Annotated in this window: 12 protein-coding genes; 6 read left to right on the plus strand and 6 right to left on the minus strand. The window is 73.5% G+C overall.

The genetic code is table 11. The annotated features are described in order from the left end of the window. Genes HHX41_RS00845 through aceB form a run of 4 tightly spaced genes read right to left on the minus strand, consistent with a single transcriptional unit; the run spans position 1 to position 5,691 of the window. Positions 1–1,269, minus strand: coding sequence for a (Fe-S)-binding protein (locus HHX41_RS00845; RefSeq protein ID WP_182904417.1), 1,269 nt, complete (start codon positions 1,267–1,269; stop codon positions 1–3). A gap of 1 nt (position 1,270) precedes the next feature. Further along, a complete protein-coding gene (locus tag HHX41_RS00850) occupies positions 1,271–2,632 on the minus strand; it encodes an FAD-binding oxidoreductase (RefSeq protein ID WP_182904418.1) in 1,362 nt (453 codons plus the stop codon). After that, positions 2,632–4,083: an FAD-linked oxidase C-terminal domain-containing protein gene (locus HHX41_RS00855; RefSeq protein WP_182904419.1), complete on the minus strand. Its 1,452-nt coding sequence runs from the start codon at positions 4,081–4,083 to the stop codon at positions 2,632–2,634. The genes HHX41_RS00850 and HHX41_RS00855 overlap by 1 nt, the downstream gene beginning before the upstream one ends. A gap of 18 nt (positions 4,084–4,101) precedes the next feature. After that, on the minus strand, positions 4,102–5,691 hold the full coding sequence (gene aceB / locus HHX41_RS00860; RefSeq protein WP_182904420.1) for a malate synthase A: 1,590 nt from the start codon (positions 5,689–5,691) through the stop codon (positions 4,102–4,104). A gap of 159 nt (positions 5,692–5,850) precedes the next feature. On the opposite strand from aceB, the gene HHX41_RS00865 reads away from it, so the two are divergent. Beyond that, the gene (locus tag HHX41_RS00865) at positions 5,851–6,531 is read left to right on the plus strand and encodes a DUF4097 family beta strand repeat-containing protein (protein ID WP_182904421.1); all 681 of its coding nucleotides are present in this window, start codon (positions 5,851–5,853) and stop codon (positions 6,529–6,531) included. Positions 6,532–6,603: 72 nt separating this feature from the next. On the opposite strand, the gene HHX41_RS00870 is transcribed toward HHX41_RS00865, so the two are convergent. Then, positions 6,604–7,956 (minus strand): FAD-binding protein, encoded by a 1,353-nt coding sequence (locus HHX41_RS00870; RefSeq protein WP_182904422.1) that lies wholly within the window; start codon positions 7,954–7,956, stop codon positions 6,604–6,606. A gap of 168 nt (positions 7,957–8,124) precedes the next feature. Between HHX41_RS00870 and HHX41_RS00875 the strand changes: the two genes are divergently transcribed. After that, the gene (locus HHX41_RS00875; protein ID WP_182904423.1) at positions 8,125–11,628 is read left to right on the plus strand and encodes a BTAD domain-containing putative transcriptional regulator; all 3,504 of its coding nucleotides are present in this window, start codon (positions 8,125–8,127) and stop codon (positions 11,626–11,628) included. A gap of 40 nt (positions 11,629–11,668) precedes the next feature. Here HHX41_RS00875 and HHX41_RS00880 read toward each other — a convergent pair whose 3' ends face one another. Beyond that, positions 11,669–13,033: an FAD-binding oxidoreductase gene (locus tag HHX41_RS00880; RefSeq protein ID WP_182904424.1), complete on the minus strand. Its 1,365-nt coding sequence runs from the start codon at positions 13,031–13,033 to the stop codon at positions 11,669–11,671. 167 nt (positions 13,034–13,200) lie between these two features. On the opposite strand from HHX41_RS00880, the gene HHX41_RS00885 reads away from it, so the two are divergent. The 4 genes from HHX41_RS00885 (at position 13,201) to HHX41_RS00900 (ending at position 20,745) form a co-directional block, all read left to right on the plus strand. Continuing rightward, entirely contained in the window at positions 13,201–16,545 is a 3,345-nt protein-coding gene (locus HHX41_RS00885) for a BTAD domain-containing putative transcriptional regulator (RefSeq protein ID WP_182904425.1), read from the plus strand. A gap of 131 nt (positions 16,546–16,676) precedes the next feature. Next, positions 16,677–18,053: a GTPase HflX gene (hflX, locus tag HHX41_RS00890; protein WP_259400546.1), complete on the plus strand. Its 1,377-nt coding sequence runs from the start codon at positions 16,677–16,679 to the stop codon at positions 18,051–18,053. A 461-nt stretch (positions 18,054–18,514) separates the two neighbouring features. Further along, positions 18,515–19,723, plus strand: a complete 1,209-nt coding sequence (gene hutI / locus HHX41_RS00895) for an imidazolonepropionase (protein ID WP_169979216.1) — start codon at positions 18,515–18,517, stop codon at positions 19,721–19,723. Between the two features lie 173 nt (positions 19,724–19,896). After that, the gene (locus tag HHX41_RS00900; RefSeq protein ID WP_182904427.1) at positions 19,897–20,745 is read left to right on the plus strand and encodes a DegV family protein; all 849 of its coding nucleotides are present in this window, start codon (positions 19,897–19,899) and stop codon (positions 20,743–20,745) included. The last annotated feature ends 391 nt before the right edge of the window (positions 20,746–21,136 follow it).

Genomic DNA, 21,136 nt, shown 5'->3' on the forward strand with positions numbered 1-21,136 from the left:
TCACCGCGTCCTCCTCCTCCGCATCGGGGACCGTCCAAGGATGCCCGGTTCGAGGCCGCGCAGCGAGGCGTCGAGCACCTCGGCCGTGTGCGCGACCCGGATCTCCCCCTTGCCCGCCCTCCGTACGGCGGCCGCGATCTGCATGGTGCATCCCGGGTTGGCCGACACCAGCACGTCGGCGCCGGCGGCGAGCACCCGTTCGGCTTTGCGGTCGCCGAGCTGCCGGGCCGCCTCGGGCCGGAAGAGGTTGTAGGTGCCCGCGGACCCGCAGCAGATCGCGGACTCCTCGAGCTCCCTCAGCTCCAGCCCCGGGATCGCGCGCAGCAGTTCGCGCGGCTGGGCGCGCACGCCCTGGGCGTGTGCCAGGTGACAGGCGTCGTGGTAGGCGACCGTGACCGGCAGTGGGCGGCGCTCGGCGACGGGACCCAGCTCGGCCAGGAACTCCGCCAGGTCGCGGGTCCGCAGCGCCTCGGCGCGGGCCGCCCAGCCGGGCTCGTCCGCCAGCACCTCGGCGTAGTCCTTCATGCTCGACCCGCAGCCCGCCGCGTTCACCACCACCGCGTCCACGCCGGCCCGCTCGAAGGCGGCGATCGTGCGGCGGGCGAACCTCCGCGCCTCGGCCTCCCGGCCCGCGTGCAGCGACAGCGCCCCGCAGCAGCCCTGCCGGGGCGGGATCACCACGTCGCAGCCCTCCAGCGCGAGCACCCGGGCCGTCGCCGCGTTGACCTGCGGGAAGAACTCACCCTGCACGCAGCCGGTGAGCAGCCCGACCCTCGTCCTGCGCCGCCGCCTCGCCCGCACCAGCGGCGGTAGCCGTACGGGCCGGGGGACGCCGGGGGCCAGTTCGGCCATCGCGCCGAGCGAGGGGTTCACCCGCTCCAGGAGCGGCTGGAGACGCCTGCTCAGCCGCATCGGCAGCCGCATCGCCCGAAGCCTGCGCCGGTAGGGGAACAACGCGAACACCAGGGCCCGGATCGCGCGCTCGTCCGGGCGGCGCACGTGCTCGCGCTCGACGACCGCACGGGTCTGCTCGATCAGCCGGTCGTACCGCACGCCGGAGGGGCACGCGGTGACGCACGCCATACAGCCCAGGCAGGCGTCGAAGTGACCGGCCATCGCGTCGGTGACAGGGGTGCCCTCGACGTGCTGCCCCATCAGGTGGATGCGCCCGCGCGGGGAGTCCATCTCCTCGCCCCACAGCACGTACGTCGGGCAGGTGGGCAGGCAGAACCCGCAGTGCACGCAGTCTCTGATCAGCTCGGGGTCCACGTCAGATGCCTCCCACGAAGCGGCCGGGGGACAGCCGGCGACCGGGGTCGAACCGCTCCTTGACCCGGCGCATCAGCGACAGCGCGCCGACACGCCCCCACCGGTCGAGGCGGCGCGCGGCCTCCGGGGGCGCGGCGAGCACGACCACGCGCGCCTGTTCGCCGAGGCCGGCGCGGAGCTGGGAGGTGAACCCGGCGACCAGCGCCGGTTCAGTGTCCGGCGGCAGGGCGATGTGCAGCACCTGTGCGGCGAGCGAGCCTCGAAGTACCGCCCGGAAGCCCGTGACCTGGGCCGCCTGCAAGAAGCCGAGGAAAGTCTCGGCCAGCCGGGAGGAGGCGTTCCTGACCTCCAGCAGGATCTGTCCGGCGTGCGGGGCCGCGGGCTTCGCACCGGGCGGCTCGGCGGCCCGCCCCGGCGGCTCGGGCAGGCGTCCCCACCACGGCGGCGGCTCCTCTGTCACCTCCGCCGTCTCGCCCATCAGTTCGCCCATCAGCCCGCACAGTGCTTTGGCCCGCTCGGCCGCGGCGGCGCCCTCGACCAGGACCGCGACTGTGCAGGGCCCCTTCACGTCGGGCCAGTCGATCTCCACGGCGCTCGGCTCCAGCTGCGACTCGGTCACCGCGGGGACCGCCGCCGCCAGAGATGCGGCCAGGTCCGTGGTGAGGGTCTCGAAGGTGAGGCCGTCCTCGTTCGTCCAGGTCCCGTCCGTCTCGGTCACCGGACGCTCGACGGTCGCCGTCACCCAGGCGCGGGCGGCGGGCAGCGGATGGAGGCGGAACGTCGCGTCCGCGATGATCCCGAGCGTGCCGTACGAGCCGGTGAACAGCTTGCCGAGGTCGTATCCGGCGACGTTCTTGACGACCTTCCCGCCCGACCTGGCGATCGTGCCGTCGGCGAGCACGACCGTGACGCCGATGAGCAGGTCGCGGGCCGTGCCGTACCGGAACCTGCGCGGCCCGGCGATCCCGGTGGCGAGCAGCCCGCCGACCGTGGTGCCGGGCACGGGCACGTCGAGCGCGAGCTCCTGGTTCTCCCCGGCGAGGGCGTCGGCCAGCGCCTCCAGGGTCACCCCGGCCTGCGCCCGCACGACCAGGTCGCCCGCAGTGTGCTCCAGCACCCGGTTCATGCGGGACAGGTCCACGAGCACGTCGCAGCGTTCGGGCCGGGCGCCCCAGTGCAGCTTGGTCCGGCCGCCGGTCGCGACGGCGGCCAGGTCGTGCGCGGCGCACGCCCGCATGACGGCCGCGATCTCCTCGGCCGACCCGGGCAGCGCCACCAGGCGCGGGCGCACGCCCGCGACCTCGTCGCCCGCCGCGCGGATTTCCACGCCCGTCGCGGCCAGCGCGTTCTCGGCGACGTCCATCAGAACTGCTCCGCCAGGCCGGCCTCCACCAGCGGGTGCGCGCCCCTGCGCACTCCCGGCGCCTCCCCGCACAGGCGCGGGGTGGGGAAGACCTTGCCGGGGTTGGCCAGCCCCCGGGGATCGAACGCGCACCGCACGAGTTGCATGGTGTCGAGGTCGTCCTCGGTGAACATCCGGGGCATGTAGCGGGCCTTGTCCACGCCGACGCCGTGCTCCCCGGTGATCGACCCGCCGTGCTCGACGCACAGGTCGAGGATGCGTCCGCTGACGGCCTCGGCGCGCTCGGGCTCGCCGGGTACGGAGTCGTCGAACAGCACGAGGGGGTGGAGGTTGCCGTCGCCGGCGTGGAAGACGTTGGCCACCCGGATCCCGTACTCCTCCTGCAGCCGGTCGATCCCCGCGAGCACGCGCGGCAGCGCGGTCCGCGGCACCACGCCGTCCTGCACGATGTACGCCGGGCTGATCCGGCCCACGGCGGCGAACGCCGACTTGCGGCCCTTCCAGATGGCCGCCCGCTCCTCGGCGGAGGCGGCCACCCGGATCTCGAAGGCGCCGTTGTCACGGCAGAGCCGTTCCACGGCGGCGAACTGGTGCTCCACCTCCGCGCGCGGCCCGTCCAGCTCCACCACCAGCACGGCTCCCGCTCCGGCGGGATAGCGGCAGTGGACGGCGGCCTCGGCCGCCTCGATCGCCAGCGCGTCCATCATCTCGATCGCGGCAGGGACCACGCCCGCCGCGATGATCGCCGACACCGCGCGGCCGCCGGCCTCGATGCCCGTGAAGGCGGCGAGCAGGGTCGTGACCGCCTCGGGCGCCCGCGACAGCCGTACGGTGATCCTGGTGGCGATGCCGAGCGTGCCCTCCGAGCCGATGAACGCGCCGAGCAGGTCATAGCCGGGGTCGTCGGCGGACAGCTCCACGATCTCCCCGTCCGGTGTCACGATCTCGGCGGCCAGGACGTGGTTGACCGTGAAGCCGTACTTGAGGCAGTGCGCGCCGCCCGAGTTCTCCGCCACGTTGCCGCCGATCGAGCAGACCTGCTGGCTGGAGGGGTCGGGGGCGTAGTAGTACCCCCGGTCGCGGACCGCCTCGGTGATCGCCAGGTTCGTCACGCCCGGCTCCACCACGGCCCGGCGGTTCGGGATGTCGATCTCGACGATCCGCCGCATGCGGGAGGTGACGATCAGTACGCCATCCGTGCGGGGCAGGGCGCCGCCGGACAGGCCGGTGCCCGACCCCCGGGCGACGAAGGGCACGCCGTGCTCGCCGCACAGCCGCACCACCGCGGCGACCTGCTCGGCCGTCCCGGGCAGCACGACCACGCCGGGGGTCGCCCGGTGATGGGTCAGCCCGTCGCACTCGTAGGTGCGCAGCCGTACGGGGTCGGTGATGACGGCGTCCGGCGGGAGCACGGCGGCAAGGCGCTCCGTCAGCCGTTCGAGCTCGGGCATCGGCCTCCCTTCATCTGCTCACGGCATGCGCGCGTACGCGGGAAGCGTGAGGAACTCCGCGAAGTCGTCGTCAAGGGCGACCTCCTTGAACAGGGCCGTGGCCTGTGCGTAGAGCTTCTCGTCGTAGCCCGGCTCGGCGGCGATGCGGGCCAGCTCCTCCTCGATGATCCGCTCGACGAGCTCCCGTGTCACCACCGCGCCGGTGTCGGCCAGCGTGATGTCGTTGTGGATCCACTGCCAAACCTGGGAGCGGGAGATCTCGGCCGTCGCCGCGTCCTCCATCAGGTTGTGGATCGCCGCGGCGCCGTTGCCGCCCATCCAGGCCGCCAGGTAGCGCAGGCCGACGTCCACGTTGTTGCGCAGCCCGGCCTCGGTGATCTCGCCGGGGGTCTTGGACACCGCGAGCAGGTCCTCGGCCGTGACGCGGACGTCCTCGCGCAGCCGGTCGAGCTGGTTGGGCCGGTCGCCGAGCACGCCGTCGAAGACCTCGCGGCAGATCGGCACGAGGTCGGGGTGCGCCACCCAGGAGCCGTCGAAGCCGTCGCCGGACTCGCGGGTCTTGTCGGCCCGCACCTTCTCCAGCGCGACCTTGTTGACCTCGGGGTCGCGGCGGGAGGGGATGAAGGCCGCCATGCCGCCGATCGCGTGCGCGCCGCGCTTGTGGCAGGTGCGCACCAGCAGCTCGGTGTAGGCCCGCATGAACGGCGCGGTCATCGTCACCGCGTTGCGCTCGGGCAGCAGGAACTCCCGCCCCCGGGTGCGGAACTTCTTGATGACGCTGAACAGGTAGTCCCAGCGGCCGGCGTTGAGGCCCGCGGAGTGTTCCCGCAGCTCGTAGAGGATCTCCTCCATCTCGAACGCGGCGGGGTAGGTCTCGATCAGCACGGTCGCCCGGATCGTCCCGCGCGGGACGCCGAGCAGCTCCTGCGCGCGGACGAACACGTCGTTCCAGAGCCGCGCCTCCAGGTGCGACTCCATCTTCGGCAGGTAGTAGTACGGCCCGCGGCCCTTGTCGATCTGCCGCCGCGCGCAGTGGAAGAAGTAGAGCCCGAAGTCGAGCAGCGACCCGGACATCTCGGAGCCGTCCACCAGGATGTGCTTGTCCGGCAGGTGCCAGCCGCGCGGGCGGACCACGATCGTGGCCAGCTCCTCGTCCGGCCGCAGCGCGTACGTCTTGCCGCCGGACTCGAAGTCGATCGTACGGTCGAGGGCGTCACGCAGATTGAGCTGCCCGTTGACCGTGTTCTCCCAGGTCGGGGAGTTGGCGTCCTCGAAGTCCGCCAGCCAGACCTTGGCGCCGGAGTTGAGGGCGTTGATCGTCATCTTGCGGTCCACCGGACCGGTGATCTCGACTCTGCGGTCCTCCAGCCCCGGCGCGGGCGGGGCGACCCGCCACTCGGACTCGCGGACGTGAGCGGTCTCGGGGAGGAAGTCGAGCATGCCGCCCGCGGACAGCTCCTCCTGCCGCGCCCGCCGGGCGGCGAGCAGTTCCCTGCGCCTGGGGTCGAACTCGCGCTGCAAGGTGGCCACGAAGCCGAGGGCCTCGGGAGTGAGGATCTCGTCGAACCGGTCCAGCAGGGGGCCCTTGATCTCGACGCCTTCCGCCATTTTCCACCTTCCGGAAAAATAGTTCCTAATCGTGGAACTGACGCTACTTCAGAGGATGTCCGGGGGTCAACGCGGGGGCGGCTCGTCGGGGACGGCTCAGGGGATGCTGAGGGACTTCCCCGATGGGAGACGGCGTACGCATCCCCGAGGATCGAGGACATGAGATACAAGACGTTGGCGGTCGCGGGGGCCGTCCTGGGGATGAGCCTCGCCGTCGCCGCCTGCGACGTACGGCTCGACTTCGACGGGCAGCAGGCCGTGCAGTCCTACGACGTGACGGACAAGGTGACCGTCATCGACACCCGCACGGGGTCGGGCGACGTCGTGGTGAACGAGAGCGACAGGTCCGGCGTCCACGTCACCGAGACCCTGCACTGGCGTGGGGACAAGCCCGCGGACGGCCACGCCGTCGCCGGGGACACGCTCACGCTCGCCTACAAATGCCACAACTGCTCGGTGGACTACAAGGTGGAGGTGCCGCGCGGTCTCACCGTGAAGATCGACACCGGCTCGGGGGACATCACGCTGCGGAACCTGAGCGGGCAGGTCAACGCCTCCACCGGGTCGGGCGACGTCGACGCGCGCGGGCTCGCCGCCACCCAGGTGGGCACCCGCACGGGGTCGGGGGACATCACGCTCCGGTTCACCGTCGTACCCGACCAGGTGCAGGCGGTGACAGGGTCGGGCGACGGCCGGCTCTGGGTGCCGGACGGCGCCTACAACATCGACGCGTCGACCGGGAGCGGCGACCGCAGGATCGAGGTGGCGGACGACGACTCGGCGCCGCACGCGATCACGATCAGGACCGGATCGGGCGACGCCGAGGTGCACAAGCTGTGATTCCCGGGGCTACCGGGGTCGTCTTCGGTGGTCCGGCTCACGGGCGGGAGCGGCCCCGGGCCGGGGAGCGCCTCAGGCGAGCACGGGCTGGTTGGAACGGAAGACGCCGGCGGGGTCGCGGCGGCGCTTGATCTCGCGCAGCCGGGCCAGGGTGTCCGCGTCGAACGCGGAGGCGGCCTTCTCGTCCCCGTGCAGATAGGTGAAGGGCTTGCGGCCGGTCGTGTGCGGCGCCATCGCCCTGGCGATCTCCGCCAGTCTCGCGGCGACCGCCCGGCCGCCCTCCGGCGACATGACCGGCCCGATCATGCCCAGCAGGTACGGCTCCGCGACGGGTGCGGCCGCACCGCCGCCGGCGACGGGCCCGCTCAGCGCGCCGCCCAGATGGCGCACCTGCACCGTGGCCAGCGGAGCGATGCCGCCCACGGCCGCGAGCAGGTCGCCGGCCACGTCCTCGCCGAGCCCCGTCAGCAGCTCGCCGCGCCCCGCGCCGGGCACCGGCTGCGTCGGCTCGGCGCAGATGCCGCCCAGGGCGTCCGGCGCCATCGGGGCGCGGGTGTCGAGGATCACGCCGGGGGTGTCCCCGAACCGCCGCAGCAGGCCGCGTCCCTCCTCCTCGCCGCCCAGGAACGTCGAGTCCACCGCGACCGCGGCGAGACCGCGCAGCGGCTCGGGGACCTGGGGCACCGGGGGGAACTTCACCATCGTGAACCAGGCGGTCAGCTCCACGGGCGCGGCGCCGGTGACCTCCCGGAAGGCGGCGAGCACCTCGGGCGCCCGCTCCGCGGGCCACAGCATGCGCCCGCCGTACAGCAGGGGCGCCGGGTGCAGGTCCAGCTCCATCGCCGTCACCAGGGCGAAGTCGCCTCCGCCGCCGCGCAGCGCCCAGAACAGGTCCGGGTCGGAGTCCGCCGTCACCCGGGCCTCCACGCCGTCGGCGCCCACCACCTCGAAGGCCCGTACGGCGCCGGCCGCCCAGCCGTGCCTGCGGGCGAACCAGCCGAGCCCGCCGCCGAGCGTGTAGCCGGTGACGCTGACGACGGGGGAGCTGCCGGGCAGTCCGGTCAGCCCGTGCTTGCCGGCCGCGGTCAGCAGCTCGCCCCACTGCACGCCGGCCTCGACGCGGGCGGTCCGCCGCTCCGGCCGCACCTCGACGCCGCGAAGCCGCCCGGTGCGCACCAGGATCGTCCCGTCGAGGCGGGCCGACGCGCCGTGCCCGCTCGGCTGCGCGGCCACGGCGAGACCGGCGAGCCTCGCGTATCGGACCACGGCGGCCGCGTCCGCCGCGTCCTCGATCTCCACGACCGCCCGCACGCGCTGGTCCACCGCCCGGTTCCAGGGCAGCCGGGCCGCCTCGAAGGCGTCGTCGCCGGGCACGAGCACCCGTCCGCGCACCGTACGCCGCAGATCGGTTTCCAAGGTCGACACGATTTCCTCCCGCTTCACGCTCACTGATCGCTCCACATCCTGGTGCGGGCGGTTTGCGGTGGATTAGTAATCGACTAGGAGTCCGCTAGTCGTGCGGCCGACAAGCCGGGCAATACTCTCAAGCCGGGCAATACGCTACGGATCGAAATCCCCGCGTCCAGAGGAACCATGGAATTCCGCCTGTTCGGCCCGCTCGAGGTCATCGACCCGGCCGGTCGCGTCATAGATCTCGGCACGCCGAAGCAGCGAGCGGTGCTGGCCATGCTCGCCCTGGAGCCCGGACGGGTCGTCTCGCTCGACCGCCTCATCGACGAGCTGTGGTCGGGCGAGGCGCCCTCCAGCGCCACCGGCACCCTGCAGGCCTACATCTCCCAGCTCCGCCGGGCGCTGGAGCCGGGGAGGCCGCCGCGCACGCCGCCGAAGGTCCTGCTCACCCGCGAGCCGGGGTATCTGCTCGCCGTCGCCCCCGGCCAGGTGGACCTGGTCCGCTTCGCCGCGCTGGCCGAGGACGGCCGCCGGTCGCTCGCCCGCGGCGAGCCCGCCGCGGCGGCCGATCTGCTGCGCCGCGCCCTGGAGACATGGCGGGGCGAACCGCTCGCCGAGTTCGCCGCGTACGAGTTCGCGCAGCCGGTCGTGGCGCGGCTGACGGAGCTGCGGGCCTCGGCCACCGAGGACTGGTTCGAGGCCCGGCTGGCCACCGGCGAGGGCGGCTCGTGCGTACCCGGCCTGGAGAGCGCGGTGGCCGGGCAGCCGTACCGGGAACGGTCGTGGGCGCTGCTCGTCCGGGCGCTCTACCGCGCGGGACGGCAGGCCGACGCGCTGGCCGCGCTGCGCAGGGTGCGCACGCTGCTCGCCGACGAGCTGGGCCTGGAGCCCGGCCCCGAGCTGCGGCGGCTGGAGCAGGCGGTGCTCGGCCAGGCGCCGGGCCTGGAGACGCCGCCGGCCGCCGCGGAGCACGGCACGGACGGCGTCCCCGGCGCCCCGGTCGTCCCGGACGGCCGGACCGTGCCGGACGCCGCCGGGGATGCGCCTGCCGCGCCTGCGGAGGCCGGGCGGACGTTCCACGCCGGCGGCCTGATCGCCAGGCGCGAGCAGCTCCAGCGGGCCGCCGAGCGCCTCGCGTGGGCGCGGCGCGGGCGAGGTGGAGTGCTGCTCGTGTCCGGCGAGGCGGGCATCGGGAAGACCAGCCTCGCCGAGGCCGTCGCCGACGAGGCGTCCGCGCTGGGGATGGCGGTCGCCTGGGGCCGGTGCGCCGAGGACACGGGCGCGCCCGCCTTCTGGCCGTGGCTCCAGGTGCTGCGCGACCTCGCGCCGCCGGAGACCGGGCCGTACGGGACCGCGTCGTACGTAGGCGGGCCGGGCGGCGGACAGGACGTGGCCCGGGCGCTCGCGGCCCTGTCGGGGGTCGCGGAGCCGGAGACCGCGGACGCGGCACGTGGGCTTTCGGGACAGGGGCCTTCGGGACACGGGCTTTCGGGACACGGGCTTTCGGGACACGGGCTTTCGGGACACGGGCTTTCGGGACACAGCGCGGCGCTGTTCGCGCTGCACGAACGGGTGACGGGCGCGCTGGTCGCGGCCGGACCGGCGCTCGTCGTGCTGGACGACCTGCACTGGGCGGACGCCGCGTCGCTGCGGCTGCTGGCCTTCGCGGCCGGGGCGCTGCACCGCGCGCCGGTGCTGGTGCTGGCCACGATGCGGCCGGAGCCGGGAGGCGAGCCCGACCAGCTCCGCGAGACCTCGGCCGCGCTCGCCCGCGAACGCGGCGCGGAGCGCCTCACGCTGCCGCCGTTCACCCGGGAGGACGTGGCCGCCTACCTGGCCGGGCGCGACCTGCCGGACGCGCGGCTCGCCGCGGTGCTCTTCGAGCGGACCGGCGGCAACCCCTTCTATCTGGGCGAGCTCGTCAGGCTGCTGGACAGCGAACACCGTCTCGACGCGGCCTCCGCGGGGGTGCCCGAGGGCGTGCGCGAGGTGATCGGCCGCCGGGTGGCCCGCCTGCCCGAGGAGACCCGCGCGCTGCTCGGCGCGGCGGCCGTCCTCGGCCGCGAGGTGAGCCTCGACGTGCTGGAGGCCGCCTGCGGCACCCCGGCGGAGGAGGTCATGGCGCTGCTCGAACCGGCCGTGGCCACCGGGCTGCTGGCCGAGGTCCCGGACGGCTTCGACTATCGGTTCTCCCACGCCCTCGTCCGCGACGCCCTCTACACCGATCTCGGCCGGGTGCGCCGGGCCCGGCTGCACCTGCGCACCGGCGAGGCCCTGGAGACGCTCGCGGGCGTCGAGCCGTCGGTCCTCGCCCACCACTTCGGGATGGCGGCCAGGGCGGGCGGCGCGGCCAAGGCCGTGGAGTACGCGGTGCGCGCCGCCCGTCAGGCCGCCGCCCAGTGCGCGTACGACGAGGCGGTCGACTGGTGGGGCAGGGCCCTGACCGCGCTCGGCCCGGCCGACGCGGCCCGGCGCTGCGCCCTGCTCGTGGGCCACGGCGAGGCGCTGCGGACCGTGGGCGACGTCGACCGGGCCAGGTCGGTGCTGGAGGAGGCCATCGCCCTGGCCGCCCGGATCGGGGAGCGGGCCACGCTGATCGAGGCCTTCACCGTGTTCGGCGGGCTGTCGGTGTGGAACTGGCGCCACTACGGAGTGGTGGACGAGGAGATGGTCGCGCTGCTCGAAGGGCTGCTGGCCGAACCGGCCGGCGACGCGGAGCGGGCCACCCTGCTCGGCACCCTCGGGCTCGAGCTGTACTACTCGCCGCGCCGTGCGGAGGGGGAGCGGCTGGCGGCCGAGGGCGTGCGGCTGGCCCGCCGCGCCGGCGACCCCCGGCTGCTGGCCCGCTCCCTCAACAACTACCTCGTGGCCGCATGGGTGCCGGAGCGCGAGGAGGAACGCCGCCACGCCGTCGAGGAGATGCTCGCCCTCCCCCTGGATGCGTCCGCCGAGGCCGTCGCCCGGATCTTCCGCATGGCCAACCTGCTCAGGGCGGGCGAGCTGGACGAATGGGACCGTGACCTCGCCCGCTGCCGGCGCCTGGTGGAGCTGATCAGGCGCCCCGAGCTGACCGGCATGGCGGGCATCGCCGAGGCCGCCGGCCGTACGATCCGGGGCGACTGGGCCGAGGCCGAGCGGCTCGCCGCGGAGTTCACCGCGCTGATCGAGGACTTCAGCATGTGGGGGCTCGACTATCCCGGCCTGATCACCCTGTACACCTGCAGGCGGGGCCAGGGCCGGGTGGCGGAGCTGGCCGACCGGCTCGTGTCCCGCGCCCACGACGCCGACATGGTCCCGCTGCGGCCCGTCGCCGTGCTCGCCGCCCTCGACGTCGGCGACACGGCTCTCGCCCGCAGGCTCGTCGACCGGTGGGGCACCCGGGTCCCCCCGGACTGGACCGCCGAGTTCCTCACCGTCGTGTGGGGTTACGTCGCCGCCCGGCTCGGCACGCCCGATCCCGCCGCCCTGCTCCGGACGCTCACGCCGTATGCGGAGCGACTCGTGGTGAGCGGCATGGGCGGCGCCGGATGGGGGTCGACGCACCTGGTCCTGGCCGAGCTGGCAGCCGCGACCGGCGAGCGCGGCCTCGCCCTGCGCCACGCGCGCCGGGCCCACGAGACCCACCTGCGCCTGGGGCTGGACCACTGGGCGGGGGAGAGCGCGCGCCTCCTCGCCAAACCGGAGTGAGCCGGACCGGAGTGAGCCGGGCGGGACGGATGAGCCGCCGTCACCCGAGGACGGGGTAGTTTCCGAGGATCACGCCATGCGGGTCACGGCGGCGCTTGACCTCGCGCAGGCGGGCCAGGACCTCGGCCGGGAAGGCGGACGCCGCGGGCTCCCCGTGGCCGAGGAAGGTGAGGGGCTTGCGGCCGGTCGAGACCCCCGCCACCGCGTCCGCGACGGCCGACTGCCGCCGCCGGATCGCCTCCTCCATGCCGGGCGCCACGAGCACGCCGAGCGTGCTCAGCAGGTAGGGCTCCGCGATGTGCCCGCAGGCTCCGCCCTTCTCGTCGACCTGGGCGAGCGCCCCGCCGAGGTGGCGGATCTGCACGTAGGCGAGTGGCGCGATGGTGCCGGGCCCGGCGGCGGCCAGCATCGCCGCCGCGTCGGCGTCGCCGAGCCCGGTGATCAGCTCGGAACGCAGCAGTGCGGGCGTCGGGTCGGTCGGCTCCGCGCAGATGTCCGCCAGGTTCGCCACCGGCATCCGGCCGCGCGTGTCGAAGACAGGCTCGGGAATCCGGTCGAACCGGTGCAGCAGGGCCCGCGCCTCGTCCGGGTCGCCCAGGTAGGTGACGTCGATCGTCACGGCCGACAGGCCGCGCAGCGGCTCGGGCAGTTCGGGCAGCGGCGGGAACTGCAACAGGTGGAACCAGACCGTCAGCTCCTCGGGCGCCACGGCCGTGGTGGCGCGGAAGGCGGCCAGCACCTCCGCCGCACGCTCGGCCGGCCACAGGATCCGCCCGCCGTACAGCACCGGCGCCGGGTGCAGGTCGAACTCCATCGCGGTCACCACCGCGAAGTCGCCCCCGCCGCCGCGCAGCGCCCAGAACAACTCGGGGTCGCTGCCGGCCGTGACGGTCGTCTGCTCGCCTGAGGCGTCCACGACCTCGAACGCGCGCACGCTGTCGGCGGCGAAGCCGTACCTGCGCCCGAACCAGCTCAGGCCCCCGCCCAGCGTGAATCCGGTGGCGCTGACGACCCCCGTGCTGCCCGCCAGAGGCGCCAGCCCGTGCTCACCCGCCGCCGTGAGCACATCGCTCCACGGGACGCCGGCCTCCACCCGGGCCACCCGTTCCGCTGGCCGTACGGTCAGGCCGCGCATCGCACCCGTGCGCAGCAGGATCGCGTCGTCGAAGGCCGCCGGGGCGTGCCCGTTCGGCTGGGTGGCGACGCGCAGCCCGGCGAGGCCCGCGTAGCCGACCACGGCCGCGACGTCGTGCGCGTCCCGCGCCTCGACGACCGCCGCGACCCGCTGGTCGACGGCCATGTCCCAGGGGCGCCTGCTCTCGTCGAAGCCCTCGTCGCCGCGCACCAGTACCCGGCCGCGCACCACCCGGCGTAGATCGGCGCCGAGCGCCTTGATCGGGTCCATCTCTTCCCTCCACATCGTGGGTTCTCCTGCGCGACCACCGTGGAACACGGGGATCGGAGCGCGTATGAGCGCGGCTTGGAGACCGTTCAAGTCGCGCCCAAGTGGACCGTTCCGGTGGGGGTCGTCCCGGCTCTACGCTTGCCGCAGCGATAAGAGGGGTTTTGGTCATGAACACGCTGTCCTTCCGGCTGCTCGGCCCTTTCGAGGTCACCGGCGGCGACGGCCGCGTCATCGACCTCGGCCCGCGCAAGCAGCGCGCGGTGCTCGCCGTCCTCGCCCTGGCGCCCGGCAGGATCGTCTCCCTCGACCGGCTGATCGACGAGCTGTGGGCGGACGAGCCGCCCTCCAGCGCCACCGCGACGCTGCAGTCGTACGTCTCCAACCTCCGCAAGGCGCTTGAGCCCGGACGCCGGCCGCGCACGCCCCCCGCTGTCCTGCTCACGCGCGAGCCCGGCTACCTGCTGTCCGTCGCGCCCGGCCAGGTCGACCTCGTACGCTTCGTCTCCTGGGTGGAGGACGGCCGCAGGGCGCTCGCCCGGCGCGAGTACGCCGCGGCGCGCGGGTTGATCGACCGGGCGCTGGAGACGTGGCGGGGCGAGCCGCTCGCCGAGTTCGCGGCCTACGAGTTCGCCCAGCCCGTCATCGCCCGTCTGACCGAGCTGCGGGCGGTGGCGGTCGAGGACCGGTTCGAGGCCAGGCTCGCCACGGGTGACGGGCCCTCGTGCGTGGCCGACCTGGAGCGGCTGGTCGAGGCGTACCCGTACCGCGAACGGCTGTGGAGCCTGCTCGTCCTCTCCCTCTACCGGTCGGGCAGGCAGACCGACGCGCTCGGTGCGCTGCGCCGGGTGCGCGCCCTGCTCGCCGAGGAGATGGGCCTGCAGCCCGGCCCCGAACTGCGGCGGCTGGAGCAGGCCGTGCTGGAGCAGTCGCCGTCCCTGGACGCGCCCTTCGAAGCGCCTGTCGTCGCGCGGGAGGCCGTCGTCCCACCGGCGGAGGAGAGGTCCCTCCCGGCGCCCGAGCCGCCGCCGTCCGCGGCCCCCGTCGCGCGCAGGCACGAGCTCGCCCGCGTCGCCGAACGGCTCGGCGGCGTACGGCGGGGCCGCGGCGGCGTGCTGCTGGTGACCGGCGAGCCGGGGATCGGCAAGACCAGGCTGGCCCAGCTCGCCGCGGAGGAGGCGGAGGCGCGCGGCGTCGCCGTCGTCTGGGGCCGCTGCGTGGAGGCCGAGGCGGCGCCGCCGTTCTGGCCCTGGCTGCAGGCGCTGCGCGAGCTGGGGGAGCGGGGCCGGGCGGCGGCGCGGCTCCTCGCGGGCGAGGGCGGTGCCGCCGCCGATCCGGAGGCCGCGCTCTTCGAGCTGTACGAGGGCGTGCTGGCCGCGCTCGCCCGGTCAGGCACGCCGACTCTGGTGGTGCTGGACGACCTCCACGCGGCGGACGCCGCCTCGCTGCGGCTGCTCGCCTTCCTCGCGGCCGAGCTGCACCGCAGGCCCGTCCTGGTGCTGGCCACCGTACGGCCGGAGCCGGGCAGGGAGCCCGAGCGGCTGCGCGACACCCTCGCCGCCCTCACCCGTGAGCCCGGCACCGAGCGCCTCACCCTCGCGCCGTTCACCGCGGAGGAGGTCGGCGCGTTCCTGCGGCGGCACGACCTGACCGACCCGGCGCTCGCCGAGGTGCTCTATCGGCGCACCGGGGGAAACCCCTTCTACCTCGGCGAGCTGCTGCGGCTGCTGGGCAGCGAGCACCGGCTCGACGCCGCGTCGCTGGGTGTTCCCGAAGGTGTCATGGAGGTCATCGAGCGGAGGGTCGCGCGGCTGCCCGACCCCACGAGGGACCTGCTGCGCCGCGCCGCCGTCCTGGGCCGCGACGTCAGCCTCGACGTTCTGGAGGCGCTCACGGAGACCCATGCCGAGGAGGTGATGTCGCTGCTGGAACCCGCCGTCGCCGTCGGCGTCCTCGCCGAGGCGCCGGGAGGCTTCGACTACCGCTTCTCGCACGCGCTAGTGCGTGACGCGCTCTACGCCGGGCTCGGCCGCCTGGAGAAGGCAAGGCTCCACCTGGGCGTGGCGGAGGCCCTGGAGTCCCTGCCGACGGCGCCGCCCGGCGGCGACGGAGCGGCGCGCCTGCCCGTCCTCGCCCACCACTTCGCCATGGCAGCGCGGGTCGGGGGAGCGGACAAGGCCGTCGCCTACGCCGCCAGGGCGGCCAGGCAGGCGACCGCGCAGCGCGCGTACGACGAGGCGGTCGAGCTGTGGGACAAGGCGCTGCTCGCCCTCGGCAGGCGCGACCCGGCCAGGCGGTGCCGCCTGCTGATCGAACTGGGCCGGTCGCTGCGCGTCACCGGGGACGCCGTGCGGGCACAGGCGGCACTCGAGGAGGCCATCGCGCTGGCGGAGGACACGGGCGACCGGACGGCCCTGGTGGAGGCCCTGGCGGTGTTCGGCACTCTCAGCGTCTGGAACTGGCGGTCGTACGGAGTGGTCGACGACCACACGGTCGCCCTCATCGAGAACCTGCTGGCGGGCCCGCTGGACGACGCCCACCGGGCGGCACTGCTCGGCACTCTCGGCATCGAGCTCAACTACGGGCCTCGCCGGGCGGAAGGCGAGGCGATGGTGGTGGAGGCCGTGGAGATCGCCCGGAGGATAGGCGACCCCGCCCTGCTCCTCCAGGTGCTCAACAACTACATGATCGCGTCCTGGGTACCGGAGCGGGAGAACGAGCGCCGCCGCGCCGCCGAGGAGATGCTCGCGGTGCCCGAGCTTCCCGCCGCGGCTGAGATCGTGGGCCGGGTACGCCGGATGTCGTGCCTGTTCAGGGCGGGGGAGCTGGCCGAATGGGACCGGGATCTGGCCCGCGCGGAGCATCTGCTGCAGGAGGTCAGAAGCTCTGAGCTGACGGCCATGGTGCGCATCGCCCAGGCCGCGCGGCTGACCCTGGAGGGCCGCTGGGACGAGGTCGAAGACCTCGTCGGCGAGCTCGGCGAAATCTTCGGCGACAGCAGCATGTGGGGCCTGGGCGTCGTGCGGCCGACGATGCTCTACACCTGCCGGCGGGGACAGGGCAGGGTCGCCGAAATCCTCGAGGAGGTCATCACGACGGCGTCGCAGCCGCGGAACGACCCGCTACGTCCCATAGCCGTGCTCGCGGCGCTCGACGTGGGCGATCGCGAGCTGGCCGAAAGCCTGATCGCCCGATGGGGCACGACGATCCCCGACGACTGGTCGGGGGAGTTCGTCGCCGTCATCTGGTCGTACGTGGCGGCTCAGCTCGGCGTCCCCGATCCCTCGCGCCTGTACGACATGCTGGCGCCGTACGGGGACCGGCTGGCCCTGCACGGCCATGGCACGGCCGGCTGGGGCTCCATCCACCAGGCGCTGGCGATGCTGTCGGTGGCGATGGGCGACCGGGAACGGGCCCTCGACCACGCCCGCCGGGCCCACGAGATCCATCTCCGCCTGGGGCTGGACCACTGGGCGGGGCAGAGCGCGCGACTCCTGGCCGAACTGCGCGTATAAGGGGGTGCGTACGTCCCGGGGTCGTGTCACCATCGACGGAAGGCATCCGGAGGCCGGGAAGGCATCGGGGTGTCCGACTGTTCTGTCTAGTAGAGATGACATATATGCGAAACGAGCCCGAAGACCTTGCCATGGGCGATTACGAACTGGAAGAGCGCCAGGCGCTCCGCCGCGTAGCGGGTCTGTCGACAGAGCTCGAAGACATCACCGAAGTCGAATACCGGCAGCTCCGTCTGGAGCGTGTCGTCCTGGTGGGCGTCTGGGCGGGCGGCACCGCGCTGGACGCGGAGAACTCGCTGCAGGAGCTGAAGCTCCTGGCCGAGACCGCCGGTTCCCAGGTGCTGGAGGGTCTGATCCAGCGCCGTGACCGGCCCGACCCCGCCACCTACATCGGATCGGGCAAGGCGGTCGAGCTGCGCGACATCGTGGCCGCCAGCGGCGCCGACACCGTGATCTGCGACGGCGAGCTGACCCCCGGCCAGCTTCGCCAGCTCGAAGAGGTCGTGAAGGTCAAGGTCATCGACCGGACCGCGCTGATCCTCGACATCTTCGCGCAGCACGCCAAGAGCCGCGAGGGCAAGGCGCAGGTCGAGCTGGCGCAGCTGCAGTACCTGCTGCCGCGCCTGCGAGGCTGGGGTGGCAACCTGTCGCGCCAGGTCGGCGGTCGCGCCGCGGGCGGCGTCGGCATCGGCGGCCGCGGCCCCGGTGAGACCAAGATCGAGCTGGACCGGCGGCGGATCCGCGAGCGGATGGCCAAGCTGCGGCGGCAGATCAAGGAGATGTCGACCGCCCGGCAGACCATGCGCCACCGCCGGCAGGCCCGCGAGGTGCCCGCCGTGGCGATCGCCGGATACACCAACGCCGGCAAGTCGTCGCTGCTCAACCGGCTGACCGGCGCGGGGGTGCTCGTCGAGGACGCGTTGTTCGCGACCCTCGATCCCACCGTGCGCAGGGCGCGCACGCCCGAGGGCCGCCTGTTCACGCTGGCCGACACGGTCGGTTTCGTACGGCACCTGCCCCACCAGCTCGTCGAGGCGTTCCGCTCGACGCTGGAGGAGGTGGCCGACGCCGACCTGATCCTCCACGTGGTGGACGGGTCGCACCCCGACCCCGAGTCGCAGATCGCGGCCGTCCGCGAGGTGCTGGCCGAGATCGAGGGCGCGCGGGACATCCCGGAGATCGTGGTCGTCAACAAGGCCGACGCCGCCGACCCGGTGGTGCTGACCCGGCTGACGATGAAGGAACGGCACAGCATGGTCGTCTCCGCCCGCACCGGGGCCGGGATCGGCGAGCTGATGGCGATGATCGAGCGTGAACTTCCCCGCCTCGACCACGAGGTCAGGATGCTGGTGCCGTACGACAGGGGCGACCTGATCGCGCGGGCGCACAGCGAGGGCGAGGTCCTGTCGCTCGAGCACACCGGTGACGGCACGATCCTGCACGCCCGGGTCTTCGCCGGCCTGTACGCGGAGCTGGACCGGGTGGCGAAGCCCGTCGAGACCGTCTGAACCGTCTGACGCCTGCCAGCGGCGGGTCACCTTCCGCGTGTCGGTGGCCCGCCAAGGGTTGCCCTTGCTACGATAAGGAAAGCCTAATGGGACCTTATTGTGTGGGTAACAACATGACTCCAGGCAGTGCGGTCACCCTTTCCAAGGCGTTCGCGGCCATCGGATCGGCGTCGTCGATCCCGATCTCGCCGCAGCGTGTGAGACGACTGATGCGCGGCGATGCGCATGATACTGGCGCGCGTTTCTGTCGCTAACCCTGTACATCCGGCCCACCTGTGAAATAACGTAACTGAACTGAATCGCCCGGGTTCGAGATCCCGGCGGTAGGGTCATCGCACAACATCGGTGCGCGATGAGGCAGGAGACCCCCCAATGACGTCCGGACGCGCAGCGGACCCGGCGGGCCAGGCGCCCGCAGGCGGGGGCCGTTCGCCGTCCACGGATGTTTCGCAGGTGGTCGCATGACCGTTCGCCTTCTCACCAACATCGGCCGGCTCTGGACCGGGCACGATGTGTGCAGCAACGCCGCGATCCTGGTGCACAACGACCGCATCGCGTGGGTCGGCCGCGCCGCCGACCTCCCCCAGAGCGTTCCCGGGGTCGTGGACGACATCGTCGACGTCGACCATGTGGAGAACCTCGGCGGAGCGCTCGTCACGCCCGGCCTCATCGACGCGCACACCCATCCCGTGTACGCGGGCAACCGGTACGCCGAGATGGCGATGCGCTCCGGCGGCTCCAGTTCCTCGGCCATCGCGGCGGCGGGCGGCGGCATCGGCTCGACCGTCACCGTGACCCGCGGCACCGACCCCTGGACCCTGTGCAACGGTGTGCGGGAGCGGCTGCGCGAGTGGCTGCTCGGCGGCACGACGACCGTCGAGGCCAAGACCGGCTACCACCTGACCCGCGACGGCGAGCTGGCCGACGTGCGGCTGCTGCGCGAGCTCGAGAAAGAGCCGATGATGCCGCGGGTCCACGTCACGTTCCTGGCCGCCCACGTGGTGCCGCCGGAATACTTCGGCCGCCAGCGCGACTACGTCGAGGCCGTGGCCTCCTGGTGCGCGGACGCCGCCGGCGCCGGGGCCGACAGCGTGGACGTCTACTGCGACGACGGCCACTTCACCGCGGAGGAGGCCCGCTGGGTGCTGGCCTCCGGCCGCAACGTCGGCCTGCTGCCGCGCATCCACGCGGGCGCCTACAACCGGCGCGGCGCCGTGCAGCTCGCGGCCGAGATGGGCTGCGCCTCCGCCGACCTGCTCCACCACGCCTCGGACGAGGACATCGCGATGATGGCGAGGTACGGCGTGCCCGCCGTCGTCTGCCCCGGCGCCGCGCTCCAGGTGGGCCACCTCCCGCCGGTGCGCCGGATGCTGGCGCAGGGCGTCCCGGTCGCGCTCGGCAGCGACCACAACCCCGGCCACTGCGGCATCACCTCGATGTCCCTGGTCATCAGCCTGGCGGTGGCGGCGTTCGGCATGAGCGTCGGAGACGCCCTGCGGGCCGCGACTCTCGGCGGCGCCCAGGTCCTCGGCGCTCCCGACCGCGGCATCCTCGCGCCCGGCCGTCTCGCCGACATCGTCCAGTGGGACGCCGACCACGAGGGTGCGTTCGCCTGGTCGTTCGGCCTCAAGCCGCGTCGTGTGTGGCGGGGTGGAGTCCCCGTCCAGTGACGCCCCCGCTCGGCCCTCGCCGGGCCTTCCGGCCGCGGCGGTCGTAGATCCGCGCCGCGCGCCGTTTCCGCGAGGCCGCGGCACGCGGTTCATGCGACGTTTCGGCGCGTGCCAGGCGATGTCCGAGTTCACGAAGAGGTTGCCGGGCGATCAGTGCTGGGTAATCTCGCGGTATGTCACCATCTGTCGCTGTCGTCACCGATTCCACGGCGTACCTCGGTGCCGAGGCGACCGGCAGGTGGAACATCACCGTCGTACCGGTTCAGGTGCTCCTGGGGGATCGCGAGATCGACGACGTGACCCCGTTCGACGCCGGTCTTCTCACGCACGCGCTCAAGGACCGCTCGCCCATCGTCACCTCGCGCCCGGCCCCCGAGCGCTTCGCGGACGCCTATCGGCGGGCCGCGGCGAACGGCGCCTCCGCGATCGTGTCCGTACACCTGTCCGGCGCGCTGTCCGGCACCGCGGACTCCGCGCGTCTCGCCGCGGGTGAGTCCTCCGTTCCGGTCGAGGTCGTCGACAGCGGATCGGTGGCCATGGGGCTCGGCTTCGCCGTGCTGGCCGCCGCGCGGGCGGCCACGGCGGGAGCCCCGGCCGCCGAGGTGGCCGCCGTGGCCCGGCGGCGGGCCGCTGCCACCAGCACCTTCTTCTACGTCGAGACGCTCGACTACCTCCGTCGCGGCGGCCGCATCGGCCGGGTGACCAACCTCCTGGGGTCGGCGCTGTCGATCAAACCGCTGCTGCGCATGGCGGACGGCGAGATCGGCGTGCTGGAGAAGGTGCGCACCGCGAGCCGCGCCCTCGCCCGCCTGGAGGACCTGGCCGTCGAGGCAGCCGGGGACCGGCCGGTCGACGTGGCCGTGCAGCATCTGATGGCGGCCGAGCGGGCCGAGGCGCTCACGAAGGAGCTGACGGCGCGGCTGCCCAGGCTCGTACGGCTGTGGGTGGCCGAGATCGGACCGGTCCTCGGCGCCCACGTCGGCCCCGGCATGCTCGGGGTCACCGTCGCCCCCGTGGACTGAGCCCCTCGATACCGGCGGTGCGTCCGTACACCGGCTATGGACCTACGGCCGAGACGGGTGAGGGCGCATTGAGTTCGACGAACGTGTCGGGCACTGCTCGGCATGTCCGAGTCCTGGGATGCGCGGATAGGAGATTTCGAAGAAATCGAGGTGGCTACCCCGGTCACGAATGCCGCAACCCGTAAACCCGTTTGTCGCGCTATTGACGCATGCAGTATCAAAGATATTGCTGCCATGCCGCGGAAGGATGCACAGAATTTGCCCAGGGATGGGCGACTGAGGCGATACCCACAACTAGCGTCGGCAGTTGGCGGACGTATGGAGCTGTTCGGAAAGCGCTCTCGAGCCGAAACGTCAGGTCCGTACGCCGGAAAAAGTGGAGCGCAACCCG

The sequence above is a fragment of the Microbispora sp. H13382 genome, assembly GCF_014161445.1.
Lineage (GTDB): Bacteria > Actinomycetota > Actinomycetes > Streptosporangiales > Streptosporangiaceae > Microbispora.